The sequence below is a fragment of the Solwaraspora sp. WMMD1047 genome, assembly GCF_029626155.1.
Classification (GTDB): Bacteria; Actinomycetota; Actinomycetes; order Mycobacteriales; family Micromonosporaceae; genus WMMD1047.
On sequence record NZ_JARUBL010000001.1, the window covers coordinates 2,698,811 to 2,711,235 of the forward strand.

Consider the following 12,425-nt stretch of genomic DNA (forward strand, 5'->3'; position numbering starts at 1 on the left):
TTCCCGGATGGACAGCTCTACCTGAACCTGCACGGCTTCGACGCCAGTGACACCGTGGTCCGGCCCGCCGACGCGCTGCGCGGCTTCCTCGACGCCCTCGACGTGCCGGCGCAGCGGATTCCCGCCGGTCCGGACGAGCGGGCCGGGCTCTACCGCAGCCTGATGGCCGGCCGGCGGATGCTGGTGCTGCTGGACAACGCCCGCGACGCCGAGCAGGTCCGCCCGTTGCTGCCGGGCACCCCCGACTGCCTGGTGGTGGTGACCAGCCGCAACCAGCTTCCCGGCCTGGTCGCCACCGAGGGTGCCCAGCCGCTCGCCCTGGACCTGCTCACCCCCGACGAGGCGCGGGAACTGCTGGTCCGGCGGCTCGGGTCGGCCCGGGTGGCGGCCGAACCGGCGGCGGTCGACGAGATCGTCGCGCACTGCGCGGGCCTGCCGCTGGCCCTGGCGATCGTGGCGGCCCGCTCCGTCACCGACCCGGGCCGGTCGCTCACCGACCTCGCCGCCGAGCTGCGCGAGGGCGGGGCGGGGCTGGACCGGTTCACCACCGGCGATCCCGCCACCGACGTACGCCTGGTCTTCTCCTGGTCCTACCGTTGCCTGACCGCGGACGCCGCGCGGCTGTTCCGGCTCGTCGGCCTGCATCCCGGACCGGACCTCGCCGAGGCCGCCGCCGCCAGCCTGGCCGGCGTCCCGCAATCCCGGGTACGCCCGCTGCTGGCCGAACTCGTCCGCGCCCATCTGGTCACCGAGCCCACCTCCGGGCGGTACGCCTGCCACGACCTGCTCCGCGCGTACGCCGCCGAGCTGGTGCAGCGCGACGACCCGGCGGCGGGGCGCCGGTCGGCGCTGGAGCGGCTCTACGACCACTACCTGCACACCGCCGACCACGCCGCCGGGCTGATGCACCCGCACCGGGACCGGATCGACCTGCCGCCGCCGGCCGACGGCGTGACGCCAACCCGGCTCGGCTCGGCGGCGGCGGCGATGGGCTGGTTCGCGACCGAACGCGAGACCCTGCTCGCCGCCGTCCGGACCGGGGCCGGAGCCGGACTCGACGCCCGGATCTGGCCGCTGGCCTGGGCGTTCTGGGAGTTCCTGGACCGCCGGGGACACTGGCAGGACTGGGTCGACACCCAACAGGCCGCGCTGGCCGCCGCCCGCCGGCTGGCCGACCTGCGCGGCCAGGCGTACGCCCATCGCAGCCTCGGCCTCGCCCAGCTCCAGTTGGGTCGCCTCGACGAGGCCGAAACCCAGCTGCGCGCGGCGCTCGACCGCTACCGCGCCGTCGGCGACAAGATCGGCCAGGCCCGCATCCACCACAACTTCTGCGGGGTACGCGAACAGCAGGGCCGGCTGTCCGACGCGCTCGATCACGCCCTGCGGGCGCTGGACCTGTTCCGGTCCAGCGGACACCGGCAGGGGCTGGCCAACGCGCTCAACGGGGTTGGCTGGTTCCAGGTCCAGGTCGGCGACGCCGCGGCGGCCGTCGGTCACTGTCGGGAGGCGATCGGGCTGCTGGAGGAGCTGGGCGACCGGCGCGGCCAGGCCAACACCTGGGACAGCCTCGGCTACGCCCACCACCACCTCGGGGAGCAGGCGGCGGCCGTCGACTGCTACCGGCGGGCGATCGATCTCTACCAGGAGCTCGGCGACCGGTACTTCCTGGCGGACACCCTGTCGCACCTGGCCGAGGCGCATCTCGCGGCCGGCGACCGTGGGCCGGCCCGGCAGACCTGGGGCCGGTCGCTAGAGATCCTCGACGAACTCGGCCACCCGGACGCCGCCGCGGTGCGAAACCGGATGCGTGTCACAGCCGCCACCTAGGCTGAGCGGCATGACCGAACCGCTCACCCACACTCTCACGCTGCCCGGCGTCGACCTCGTCTACGACGTTCGCGGACCGCTCCCGCCGGCCGGGGAGCAGCCCGTGCTGTTCATGATCGGTCAGCCGATGACCGCCGACGGCTTCGAGGCGCTCGCCCCCCACTTCGGGGACCGCACGGTCGTCACCTACGACCCGCGCGGCCTGGGCCGCAGCGTCCGCACCGACGGCCGCTCCGATCACACCCCGCAGGATCAGGCCGCCGACCTGCACCTGCTGATCGAGGCGCTGGGCGCCGGGCCGGTCGACATGTTCGGCAGCAGCGGCGGTGCGGTGACCGCGCTCGAACTGGTCGCCACCCAGCCGGAGGACGTCCGTACGCTGGTGGCGCACGAGCCGCCGATCAACGCCGTGCTGCCCGACGCCGAGGCCGCCGGACGCGGCCGGGCCGCCTTCCACGACGCCTACCAGGCGAAGGGTTTCGGGGCGGGGATGGCCGCGTTCATGGCGATGACCTCCTGGCAGGGCGAGTTCACCGACGACTACTTCGCCCAGCCGGCGCCCGACCCGGCGATGTTCGGCCTGCCGACCGAGGACGACGGCAGCCGCGACGATCCGCTGCTGTCGAAGAACTCGTGGGCGGTCACCGACTACCGCCCCGACGCGGCGGCGCTCACCGCGGCGCCGACCCGGATCGTCGTCGCCGTCGGTGAGGAGTCGGCGGGGACGTACACCGCGCGGACGGCCCTCGGCCTCGCCGCCCTGCTCGGCCAGGAGGCCACGGTCTTCCCGAGCCACCACGGCGGTTTCCTCGGCGGCCAGTTCGGCTACGCCGGCAAGCCCGAGGAGTTCGCCGCGCGGCTCCGCGAGGTGCTGGCCGCTGGCGCGTAGGGGTCACCCCGCGGCGCCGCCCGGAGCCTCGTCGGGCAGGGTCACGTCGAACATCGTCCAGCCGTTGTCGAACCGGCGCGGGTTCCGGCCACCCAGGTGTCTCATGACCACGCCGACCCAGGAGGTGGGGTGGAAGCTTTCCGGCCGCGAGTTCCCCGGCTGGTCGTGGAAGCGGGGCACCGATGGTCGCCTGCCGTCGGTGTTCAGCGGCTCGCCCGCGACCGCGAAACCGACGGAGAACGACCGGGTCACCCGGGACTGGCGGGCTTCGGACCAGACCGCCCCGTGCGGGATCACGATGACCCGACCCAGGCCGTAGCCGTCGTCCCAGGTCTCGGTGAACTCCCACTCGAAGGGCTCGACCGACTCGCGTTCTGACATCTCGCGAAGCACGGTCTCCAGGTACGGGGCTGCCTCGTTCGGTTGCACGACCATGCCCTCTCGACGCCCGGTCAGGTTCCGCGCCACTGACCGTACCGCCGGCCGTGGGTTCGTCTGCGACGTCCTGAGCCCGGCCTGGGCGGTCGTCAGAGCGCACCGCGAAGCACGGCCCGACCGGTGTCGGGATCGAAGGGCACCGACGCGTGCTCGTGGACGATCGTCCAGCCGTCGCCTTCCCGGCGGAGGCAGGTCGTGGCGCGCACCCACATGCCGACCTCGGTGCCGTCCCGCATCGTGCCGCTGATCCGGACCAGGAAATGGCAGAACGCGAGATCGGCTCCGGCGGTGATCTCCAGGTCCCGGATCTCGTGCCCGATCGCCGTCCGGTAGGACGCCATCCACCGCTGCAGCCGGTCGGCCGGATCCTCGTCGCGGCGGACGAACGGGCCGACCAGGTCGTAGAGCACGAGATCGTCGTGGTACGCACCGGCCGCGGTGGCCGCGTCCCGCCGGCCGAACGCCCGGGTGCGGGTCTCCAGCAGCTCGCGGATCTGTCGTTCGCTCTCCGTCGTCATCGCCGGGCCACCTGACGGCCGAGGGCGTCCAGCCAGTCGCCGGTGCCCTGCTCGCGCCACCCGGGCTGCTCCCGGTCGTCCAGGAAGGTCCCCTGTTCGGTGAGTACCAGCCGGGTTCCGTCGCCGTCGTTGGCGAACTGCACGGTGGTGAGCGACACGGTCGCCAGGACACCGTCGGTGAACAGCGCCGTGCCGTAGACGATCCGCTCGTCGGGGACGATGTCGTGGTACTCGCTGCGCGCGACGAGGTCGCCCCCGCTGTGCCCGTGGACGGACTCGGTGCCGCCGACCCGGAAGTCCAGCGAGTAGCGCCCGTCCTCGGCCGCGAACCACTTCGCCTTCGTCTCCCGGTCGGACCAGGCCGCGAAGACCGTGGCGGGGGAGGCGGCGTAGCTGCGCTCCAACGTGAACGTGCTGTGCTTGACCGAGTGGTCGGTCATGATCCTGACTCCTTCTGCTGGTTGTCGACGACCGTGCCGAGGCGGTCCAGGCGGTGCTCCCACGTCGTGCGTTGGCGCTGCAACCACGCCTCGGCGTTGCGCAGGCCGGCCGGATCGATCTGGCAGGTCCGGACCCGCCCGACCTTCTCCGAGCGGACCAGTTCGCTGTCCTGGAGGACCCGGAGGTGCTGGACCGTCGCGGCGAGGGTCACCCCGAGCTGGGTGGCCAGCTCACTCACGGTTGCCGGCCCGCGGGTCAGGCGCTCGATCACCGCCCGCCTGTTCCCGTCCGCGAGCGCATGGAACACCCGGTCCGCCAGCTCTCCCTGATGCTTAAGCACAAACTTAACCGTAGTCGCTCGGACCATAAAGTCAAGCGGCCACTTAAGCTTTGAGGGAGGGTCGGTCAGCGGGTGCCGCGTTGCAGGGGGAAGCTGCGGCGGCCGCTGCCCCGGGCGGTGACTCCGGCCGCCTCGGCGAGCACGGTGGCCAGGGCGTCGAAATCGGCGCGGACCAGGCCGGCGGTGACCCGCACATGGTCGGCGCCGAGCGGACCGGCCTCGAACGGCGCGCCGGGCGCCACTGCGATCCCGCGCGCGGCCAGGGACAACATCGCCAACTGCTGGTTGCCGACCGACAGCCAGAGGTTGATCCCGTCGTCGGCCGTCGCGACCGCGCCGCGCGCCGCCAGAGCGGTGACCAGGGCTTGCCGGCGGTGGGCGTACGCGGTGGCGGCGTGCGCGACGACGGTGGCCGTGGCCGCGTCGGTGAGCAGGTCCAGCAGGATGAGCTGCAGCAGCCGGCTGGACCAGCCCGGCCCGAGCAGCCGCCGGTCGGCGATCGAGGTCAGCACCGGGGCCGCCCCGGCGACGGCGGCCAGCCGCAGGTCCGGGCCGTGGCTCTTGGAGAAGCTGTGCACCCGGACGGTCCGCTCGGGCAGGTGGGTGCCGACGCTGACGGCCGGCGCGGTGGCGATGTCGCCGGCGTGGTCGTCCTCCACCACGATCACGTCGGAGTGCTGGGCCAGCACCCCGGCGAGCTCTTCGGATCGCGCCGGGGTCATGCTCACTCCGGTCGGGTTCTGCGCGCGGGGTTGCAGGTAGACCGCCACCACCCGGTCGTCGAGCGCCTCGGCCAGCGCCCCCGGGACCAGGCCGGCGGCGTCCAGCGGCACCGGGACGGGGATCGCGCCGGCCGACTCCAGCAGGTCCAGCATCGGCGGGAAGGTGGGGTTCTCGACGATCACCCGGTCGCCGAGCCGGACCACGGTGGTGGTGATTCGGTCCAGCGCGTCGAGGGCGCCGTCGACCACGGTCAGCCGGGCCGGCGGGAACGGCCACCGCTGCCGCAGCACCGACTCCAACTCCGGCAGCACCGGCTCGTCGAGGTAGCTGGTGGTCAGCCTCGCGTCGCGAACCCGGTGCAGCGCCTCGGTCAGGTCCGGCAGCAGGTCGTGGTCGGGCACCCCGGTGGAGAGGTCGGTGGGCAGCGCCGCCGGCTGGGCGGCCAACCGCGCGTAGCGGAGCTGTTCGCGCGGACGGGCCGGGATCCGCACGAAGGTGCCGGAGCGGCCCCGGGTCTCGATCGCCCCGGCGGCGGCCAGGCTGCGCCACGCCTCGCTGACCGTGGTGGGGCTGATCCCGAGCTGCTGGGCCACCGAGCGGACGGTGGGCAGCCGGGCGCCGGCGGGGAGCTGGCCGGCGTGTACGAGCCGGCTCACCGCGGCGGCGATGCCCCGGGCGCTGCGGTCGTCCACGGCGTCGGCGATGAGCTGCAGCATGTTACTTCTCCGAAATAGGCCGTAACAGTCAACCCATTGTCCGGCTCCACCTGTGTCACTAGAGTCCTACTCTACCCACCGCACTCCACACAAGCAGCGGGAGGACGCGACATGGCCGACAGCATCCGCGCCGCGCTGGTCCAGACCACCTGGACGGGCGAGAAGGAATCGATGATCAAGGCCCACGAGGAGTACGCCCGGCAGGCCGCCGGGCAGGGCGCCAAGGTGATCTGCTTCCAGGAACTCTTCTACGGGCCGTACTTCTGCCAGGTCCAGGACCGCGAGTACTACGCCTACGCCGAGTCGATACCCGGCCCCACCACCGAACGCTTCGCCGCCCTCGCCGCCGAACTCGGCCTGGTCATGATCCTGCCCATGTACGAGCAGGAGCAGCCCGGCGTGCTCTACAACACGGCGGCCGTGGTCGACGCCGACGGCAGCTACCTCGGCAAATACCGCAAGACCCACATCCCGCAGGTGCAGGGCTTCTGGGAGAAGTTCTACTTCCGCCCCGGCAACCTCGGCTACCCGACCTTCGACACCGCCGTCGGCCGGATCGGCGTCTACATCTGCTACGACCGGCACTTCCCGGAGGGTTGGCGGGCGCTCGGCCTGGCCGGCGCGACGATCGTGTTCAATCCGTCGGCGACCAGCCGCAGCCTCTCGTCGTACCTGTGGCAGCTGGAACAACCCGCCAGCGCGGTGGCCAACGAGTACTTCATCGGCGCGATCAACCGGGTCGGCGTCGAACCGTTGGGCGACAACGATTTCTACGGTACGTCGTACTTCGTCGACCCGGAGGGGAAGTTCGTCGGCGAGGTCGCCGACTCGCACGCCCCCGAGCTGGTCGTGCGCGATCTCGACCTGAACCTGCTCGCCGAGGTACGCGACCGGTGGGCGTTCTACCGGGACCGCCGACCGGACGCCTACGACTCGCTCATCAACCCCTGAGGAGCCGGCCCATGCCCCTGCTGATCACCGGCGGCACCGTCGTCGGCCCGACCGGCGCCCACCCGGCCGACGTGCTCGTCGACGGCGAGACCATCGCCGCCGTCCTCGCCCCCGGCACCGGCCCGGCCGGCGTCGAGACCATCGACGCGACCGGGAAATACGTCATCCCCGGCGGCATCGACGCGCACACCCACATGGAGCTGCCGTTCGGCGGCACCTTCGCCTCCGACACCTTCGACACCGGCACCCGGGCCGCCGCGTACGGCGGCACCACCACCATCATCGACTTCGCCGTCCAGAAGACCGGTGAGGTGGTGGCCGACGGGCTGGCCGCCTGGCACGCCAAGGCCGATGGCAACTGCCACGTCGACTACGCCTTCCACATGATCCTCGGCGGGGTCGACGACGACTCCCTCAAGGCCATGGACCAGCTCGTCAACGACGAGGGGATCACCAGCTTCAAGCTCTTCATGGCGTACCCCGGGGTGTTCTACTCCGACGACGGCCAGATCCTGCGGGCGATGCAGAAGGCCCGCGACAACGGTTCCATGATCATGATGCACGCCGAGAACGGCATCGCCATCGACGTGCTCATTCAGCAGGCCGTCGCCCGCGGCGAGACCGACCCGATCCACCACGGCATCACCCGCCCGACCGCGCTGGAGGCCGAGGCGACCCACCGGGCCATCGCGCTGGCCGACGTGGCCGGCGACACCCCGCTCTACATCGTGCACCTGTCGGCCAGCCAGGCCCTCGAACACGTCGCCGCGGCCCGCGACGCCGGCCGCAACGTCTTCGCCGAAACCTGCCCGCAGTACCTCTACCTCACCCTGGAGGACCAGCTCGGCGCGCCCGGCTTCGAGGGCGCCAAGTGGGTCTGCTCCACCCCGCTGCGCAGCCGGCACGAGACCCACCGCGCCGACCTCTGGCGCGGCCTGCGCAGCAACGACCTGGCCATCGTCTCCACCGACCACTGCCCGTTCTGCTTCAAGGACCAGAAGGAACTCGGCCTCGGCGACTTCTCGAAGATCCCCAATGGGATCGGCGGCGTCGAACACCGGGTCGACCTGGTCTACCAGGGGGTCGTCGACGGCAAGCTGTCGCTGGCCCGCTGGGTCGAGACCATCGCCACCACCCCGGCCCGGATGTTCGGCCTCTACCCCCGCAAGGGGATCATCGCCCCCGGCTCGGACGCCGACATCGTCCTCTACGACCCGGCCGGGCGGACCCGGATCAGCGTCGAGACCCACCACATGAACATGGACCACTCGGCCTGGGAGGGCTACGAGATCGACGGCCGGGTGCACACCGTGCTGTCCCGGGGCACCGTCATCGTCGCCGACGGCTCCTACACCGGCCGCAAGGGCCACGGCCGCTACCTGCCGCGCGGCCTGTCGAGCTACCTCGTCTGAACCCGCCATCGAAAGGCACCACCATGAGGCTGATCCCGCACTGGATAGCCGGCGCCGCCGTCCCCGGCGCCGCGACCCGCCGCCTGCCGGTCTGGGACCCGGCCACCGGCGAACAACAGGCCGAACTCGCCCCCGCCACCGCCGCCGAGGTCCGCACCGCCGTCCGCGCCGCCGCCGACGCGTACCCCGGTTGGCGGGCCACCGGGCTGTCCCGGCGGGCGGAGGTGATGTTCCGGTTCCGGGAACTCGTCGACGCCAACCGCAAGGAGATCGCCGCCGCGCTCAGCGCCGAACACGGCAAGACCATCCCCGACGCCCTCGGCGAGGTGGCCCGGGGCCTGGAGAACGCCGAATTCGCCACCGGCGCCCCCTACCTGCTGCGCGGCGGCTACTCCGAACAGGCATCCTCCGGAGTGGACGTCTACTCGATCCGGCAACCGCTCGGCGTGGTCGCCGGGATCACCCCGTTCAACTTCCCGGCCATGGTGCCGATGTGGATGTTCTGCAACGCGCTGGTCTGCGGCAACACCTTCGTGCTCAAGCCGAGCGAGAAGGACCCGTCGGTGTCGCTGCTGCTGGCCGACCTGCTGCGCCGCGCCGGCCTGCCCGACGGCGTCTTCAACGTCGTGCAGGGCGACAAGGAGGCGGTCGACGCACTGATCGCCGACCCGGACGTCCAGGCCCTGAGCTTCGTCGGCTCCACCCCGGTCGCCCGCGCCATCTACGAGGCCGGCACCCGGGCCGGCAAGCGGGTCCAGGCCCTCGGCGGGGCCAAGAACCACATGGTGGTGCTCCCCGACGCCGACGTCGCCTCCGCCGCCGACGCCGCCGTCTCCGCCGGCTACGGCTCGGCCGGCGAACGCTGCATGGCGGTCTCCGTGGTGGTCGCCGTCGGTGCCGTCGCCGACCCGCTGGTCGAGGCGATCGCCGAACGGGTCCACAAGATCCGGGTCGGCGCCGCCAGCGACCCGGACGCCGAGATGGGACCGCTGATCAGCCGCGAACACCGGGACCGGGTGGCCGGCTACCTCGACGCCGCCGACACCACCGCCCGGGTCGTCGTCGACGGCCGCGCCGCCACCGGAGACACCGGCTTCTTCCTCGGACCGTCCCTGCTGGACCGGGTGCCGGTCGACTCGCCGCTCTACACCGACGAGATATTCGGGCCGGTGCTGTCGGTGGTCCGGGTCGACACCTACGAGGAGGCGCTGAAACTGGTCAACGACAACCCGTACGGCAACGGCACCGCGATCTTCACCCGGGACGGCGGGGCCGCCCGCCGGTTCCAGTACGACGCCGTCTGCGGCATGGTCGGCGTCAACGTGCCCATCCCGGTACCGGTCGCCTACTACAGCTTCGGCGGCTGGAAGGCGTCCCTCTTCGGCGACCTGCACATGTACGGCCCCGACGGCATCCAGTTCTACACCCGGACGAAGGTCGTCACCTCCCGCTGGCCCGACCCGGCCACCAGCGAGGTCGACCTCGGCTTCCCGAAAGTGCGGTGATCCATGGACTTCGGAGTGGTGTTCCAGCTCGACCCGCCGGCCGAGTCGGTGATCCGGCTCGCCGAACAGGCCGAGCGGGCCGGCTTCAGCCACGTCTGGAGCTTCGACTCGCACCTGCTCTGGCAGGAACCGTTCGTCATCTACAGCCAGATCCTGGCCCGCACCGAGAAGGTGATCGTCGGCCCGATGGTCACCAACCCCGGCACCCGGGACGCCACCGTCACCGCCTCGCTCTTCGCCACCCTCAACGAGATGTACGGCAACCGGACCGTCTGCGGCATCGGCCGGGGCGACTCGGCGCTGCGCACCCTCGGCGCCCCACCGACCAACCTGGCCGAACTGCGGGAGAGCGTCCGGGTGATCCGGGAGCTGGCCAACGGCCGGCCGGTCGACTACCGGGGGCGGGAGCTGAGCTTCCCGTGGGTCACCGACAGCGCCCTGGAGGTCTGGGTCGCCGCGTACGGGCCGAAGGCGCTCGCGCTGACCGGCGAGTTGGCCGACGGGTTCATCCTGCAGCTCGCCGACCCGGACATCGCCGCCTGGATGATCACCTCGGTCCGGGCCGCCGCCGAACGGGCCGGCCGCGACCCGGCCGCCATCAGGTTCTGCGTGGCCGCCCCCGCCTACGTCGGCGACGACCTGGCCCACCAGCGGGAACAGACCCGCTGGTTCGGCGGCATGGTCGGCAACCACGTCGCCGACATCGTCGCCCGGTACGGCACCGGCGGCGCCGTGCCCACGGTGCTCACCGACTACATCGCCGGCCGGCAGGGCTACGACTACGCCGAGCACGGCCGGGCCGGCAACAGCCACACCAGCTTCGTACCGGACGAGATCGTCGACCGGTTCTGTGTCCTCGGGCCGGTCGACGAGCACCTGCGGCGCCTCACCGAGCTGCGCGAACTCGGCGTCGACCAGTTCGCCGTCTACCTGCAGCACGACGACAAGGAGGGCACCCTGGCCGCGTACGGGGAGCACATCATCCCGGCGATGAACGCGCTGGTGCGATGAGCGCAGCGGCCCGGATCCGCGCGGTCGCCGGGACGGCCGCCGTGGCACTGGTCGCGGTGGCCGGCTGGGAGGGCGCTCGACGCGTTGCAGGCCGACGGGGTCGACGTGACCGGCGCCGGCTTCGCCCCGGCCACCGTGACGCTGAAGGCCGGCGGCGCGTGACCGCCGGCCTTGGCGGGGGATAGCTGCCGTCAGCCGCCGCTGGTGACCAGCCGGTCGGCGATCGTCAGCGCGTCGTCGATCACGTCGATGCCGCGGTTGAGGTCGTCCACCGAGGTCACCAGCGGCGGCACCACGTGCAGCCGGTTGAAGTGGGTGAACGGCCAGACGCCGCCCGCCTTGCAGGCCGCCGCGATCTCGGCCATCGGCGCGGCGGCGGGGCCGGCGGCGTTGTACGGCACCAGCATCTGGCGGGTGCCGCGGTCCCGGACCAGCTCGATCGCCCAGAACAGGCCGAGTCCGCGTACCTCGCCCACCGAGGGGTGCCGCTCGGCCAGGTCGGCCAGCCGGGGGCCGACCACCTTCTCGCCGATCTCGCGGACCCGCTCGACGATGCCCTCCTCGCGCATCGCCTCGATGGTGGCGACCGCGGCGGCGCAGGCGAGCGGGTGCCCGGAGTAGGTGAGGCCGCCGGGGTAGGCGCGCTCGGCGAACGTCTGGTAGACCCGGGTGCTGACCACCACCCCACCCAGCGGGACGTAGCCGGAGTTCACCCCCTTGGCGAAGGTGACCAGGTCGGGGGTGACACCCCAGCGGTCGAAGGCGAACCACTCGCCGCACCGGCCGAACCCGCTCATCACCTCGTCGCAGATGAGCAGGATGCCGTACCGGTCGCAGAGTTCGCGTACCCCGGCGAGGTAGCCGTCCGGCGGCACCAGGATGCCGTTGGTGCCGACCACGGTCTCCAGCACGATGGCGGCCACCGTGCCCGGGCCCTCCAGGGTCAGCACCTCGTCGAGGTGGCGCAGCGCCCGTTCGCACTCGGTCGCGTCGTCGGGCGCCGAGAACGCCGACCGGTAGGTGTACGGCCCGAAGAAGTGCACCACGCCCGGCATCGCCGGTTCGCTGGCCCACCGGCGCGGGTCGCCGGTCAGCGCGATCGACCCGGCGGTCGCCCCGTGGTAGGACCGGTAGGTGGCCAGCACCTTGTGCCGGCCGGTGGTCAGCCGCGCCATCCGCACCGCGTGCTCGTTGGCCTCGGCGCCGCCGTTGGTGAAGAAGACGTGGTCGAGGCCGTCCGGGGTCAGTTCGGTGATGAGCCGGGCCGCCTCGCCGCGGGCGTCGTTGGCGAAGGTGGGCGCCACCGTGCAGAGCTTCGCGGCCTGCTCCTGGATGGCGGCGACGATCCGGGGGTGCCCGTGCCCCATGTTCAGGAAGACCAGTTGGGAGGCGAAGTCCAGGTAACGGTTGCCGTCACCGTCGGTGAACCAGGCGCCGTCGCCGCCGGTGACCACCACGGGTTGCAGGGTGGCCTGCGCTGACCAGGAGTGGAACACGTGCGCACGGTCGTCGGCGTAGGCGCGGTCGACATCGGTCATCAGGGCCTCCCTCGTCGGTCGCCCTGAACCTACTGGCACAGGTGTTCCCGACCAATAGCTGGTCTGTTACAGATGCCGGTCGCGGCTGTCGCCGGGCGGTCGGCCGGCGGTGCCGG

General features: G+C 72.2%; 12 protein-coding genes. 6 read left to right on the plus strand and 6 right to left on the minus strand.

Annotated features, from left to right (window positions below; all coding sequences use genetic code 11):
• Positions 1-54: 54 nt before the first annotated feature.
• Both O7627_RS12380 and O7627_RS12385 read left to right on the plus strand, forming a co-directional pair.
• Positions 55-1,827 (plus strand): tetratricopeptide repeat protein, encoded by a 1,773-nt coding sequence (locus tag O7627_RS12380; RefSeq protein WP_278093647.1) that lies wholly within the window; start codon positions 55-57, stop codon positions 1,825-1,827.
• A 10-nt stretch (positions 1,828-1,837) separates the two neighbouring features.
• Positions 1,838-2,716, plus strand: coding sequence for an alpha/beta hydrolase (locus O7627_RS12385; protein WP_278093648.1), 879 nt, complete (start codon positions 1,838-1,840; stop codon positions 2,714-2,716).
• A 3-nt stretch (positions 2,717-2,719) separates the two neighbouring features.
• Here the strand turns inward: O7627_RS12385 and O7627_RS12390 are convergent, their stop codons facing one another.
• The 5 genes from O7627_RS12390 to O7627_RS12410 form a co-directional block, all read right to left on the minus strand.
• Positions 2,720-3,151: a hypothetical protein gene (locus O7627_RS12390; RefSeq protein WP_278093649.1), complete on the minus strand. Its 432-nt coding sequence runs from the start codon at positions 3,149-3,151 to the stop codon at positions 2,720-2,722.
• Positions 3,152-3,243: 92 nt separating this feature from the next.
• Complete coding sequence (locus O7627_RS12395) at positions 3,244-3,672, minus strand: nuclear transport factor 2 family protein (protein ID WP_278093650.1); 429 nt, start codon at positions 3,670-3,672, stop codon at positions 3,244-3,246.
• The gene (locus O7627_RS12400) at positions 3,669-4,112 is read right to left on the minus strand and encodes an SRPBCC family protein (RefSeq protein ID WP_278093651.1); all 444 of its coding nucleotides are present in this window, start codon (positions 4,110-4,112) and stop codon (positions 3,669-3,671) included. Before O7627_RS12400 ends, O7627_RS12395 begins: the two co-directional genes overlap by 4 nt.
• A complete protein-coding gene (locus O7627_RS12405) occupies positions 4,109-4,453 on the minus strand; it encodes a metalloregulator ArsR/SmtB family transcription factor (protein ID WP_278093652.1) in 345 nt (114 codons plus the stop codon). The genes O7627_RS12400 and O7627_RS12405 overlap by 4 nt, the downstream gene beginning before the upstream one ends.
• Before the next feature lie 65 nt (positions 4,454-4,518).
• Positions 4,519-5,892, minus strand: coding sequence for an aminotransferase class I/II-fold pyridoxal phosphate-dependent enzyme (locus O7627_RS12410; RefSeq protein ID WP_278093653.1), 1,374 nt, complete (start codon positions 5,890-5,892; stop codon positions 4,519-4,521).
• A 111-nt stretch (positions 5,893-6,003) separates the two neighbouring features.
• On the opposite strand from O7627_RS12410, the gene O7627_RS12415 reads away from it, so the two are divergent.
• From O7627_RS12415 to O7627_RS12430, 4 genes are read left to right on the plus strand one after another with little or no spacing between them, the layout of a single operon-like run.
• Positions 6,004-6,843 carry a nitrilase-related carbon-nitrogen hydrolase gene (locus tag O7627_RS12415; protein ID WP_278093654.1) on the plus strand — a complete coding sequence of 280 codons (840 nt, stop codon included), beginning with the start codon at positions 6,004-6,006 and terminating at the stop codon, positions 6,841-6,843.
• A gap of 11 nt (positions 6,844-6,854) precedes the next feature.
• The gene (gene hydA / locus O7627_RS12420) at positions 6,855-8,255 is read left to right on the plus strand and encodes a dihydropyrimidinase (RefSeq protein ID WP_278093655.1); all 1,401 of its coding nucleotides are present in this window, start codon (positions 6,855-6,857) and stop codon (positions 8,253-8,255) included.
• A 23-nt stretch (positions 8,256-8,278) separates the two neighbouring features.
• Positions 8,279-9,760: a CoA-acylating methylmalonate-semialdehyde dehydrogenase gene (locus O7627_RS12425; RefSeq protein ID WP_278093656.1), complete on the plus strand. Its 1,482-nt coding sequence runs from the start codon at positions 8,279-8,281 to the stop codon at positions 9,758-9,760.
• A gap of 3 nt (positions 9,761-9,763) precedes the next feature.
• A complete protein-coding gene (locus tag O7627_RS12430) occupies positions 9,764-10,771 on the plus strand; it encodes a TIGR03842 family LLM class F420-dependent oxidoreductase (RefSeq protein ID WP_278093657.1) in 1,008 nt (335 codons plus the stop codon).
• 191 nt (positions 10,772-10,962) lie between these two features.
• On the opposite strand, the gene O7627_RS12435 is transcribed toward O7627_RS12430, so the two are convergent.
• A complete protein-coding gene (locus tag O7627_RS12435; RefSeq protein WP_278093658.1) occupies positions 10,963-12,309 on the minus strand; it encodes an aspartate aminotransferase family protein in 1,347 nt (448 codons plus the stop codon).
• Between the last annotated feature and the right edge of the window lie 116 nt (positions 12,310-12,425).

Coding starts and splice junctions, on each gene's coding strand:
- hydA (WP_278093655.1), top strand. CDS start 6,855: ATGCCCCTGCTGATCACCGGCGGCACCGTCGTCGGCCCGACCGGCGCC.
- O7627_RS12435 (WP_278093658.1), bottom strand. CDS start 12,309: ATGACCGATGTCGACCGCGCCTACGCCGACGACCGTGCGCACGTGTTC.
- O7627_RS12385 (WP_278093648.1), top strand. CDS start 1,838: ATGACCGAACCGCTCACCCACACTCTCACGCTGCCCGGCGTCGACCTC.
- O7627_RS12430 (WP_278093657.1), top strand. CDS start 9,764: ATGGACTTCGGAGTGGTGTTCCAGCTCGACCCGCCGGCCGAGTCGGTG.
- O7627_RS12425 (WP_278093656.1), top strand. CDS start 8,279: ATGAGGCTGATCCCGCACTGGATAGCCGGCGCCGCCGTCCCCGGCGCC.
- O7627_RS12410 (WP_278093653.1), bottom strand. CDS start 5,892: ATGCTGCAGCTCATCGCCGACGCCGTGGACGACCGCAGCGCCCGGGGC.
- O7627_RS12400 (WP_278093651.1), bottom strand. CDS start 4,112: ATGACCGACCACTCGGTCAAGCACAGCACGTTCACGTTGGAGCGCAGC.
- O7627_RS12390 (WP_278093649.1), bottom strand. CDS start 3,151: ATGGTCGTGCAACCGAACGAGGCAGCCCCGTACCTGGAGACCGTGCTT.
- O7627_RS12395 (WP_278093650.1), bottom strand. CDS start 3,672: ATGACGACGGAGAGCGAACGACAGATCCGCGAGCTGCTGGAGACCCGC.
- O7627_RS12415 (WP_278093654.1), top strand. CDS start 6,004: ATGGCCGACAGCATCCGCGCCGCGCTGGTCCAGACCACCTGGACGGGC.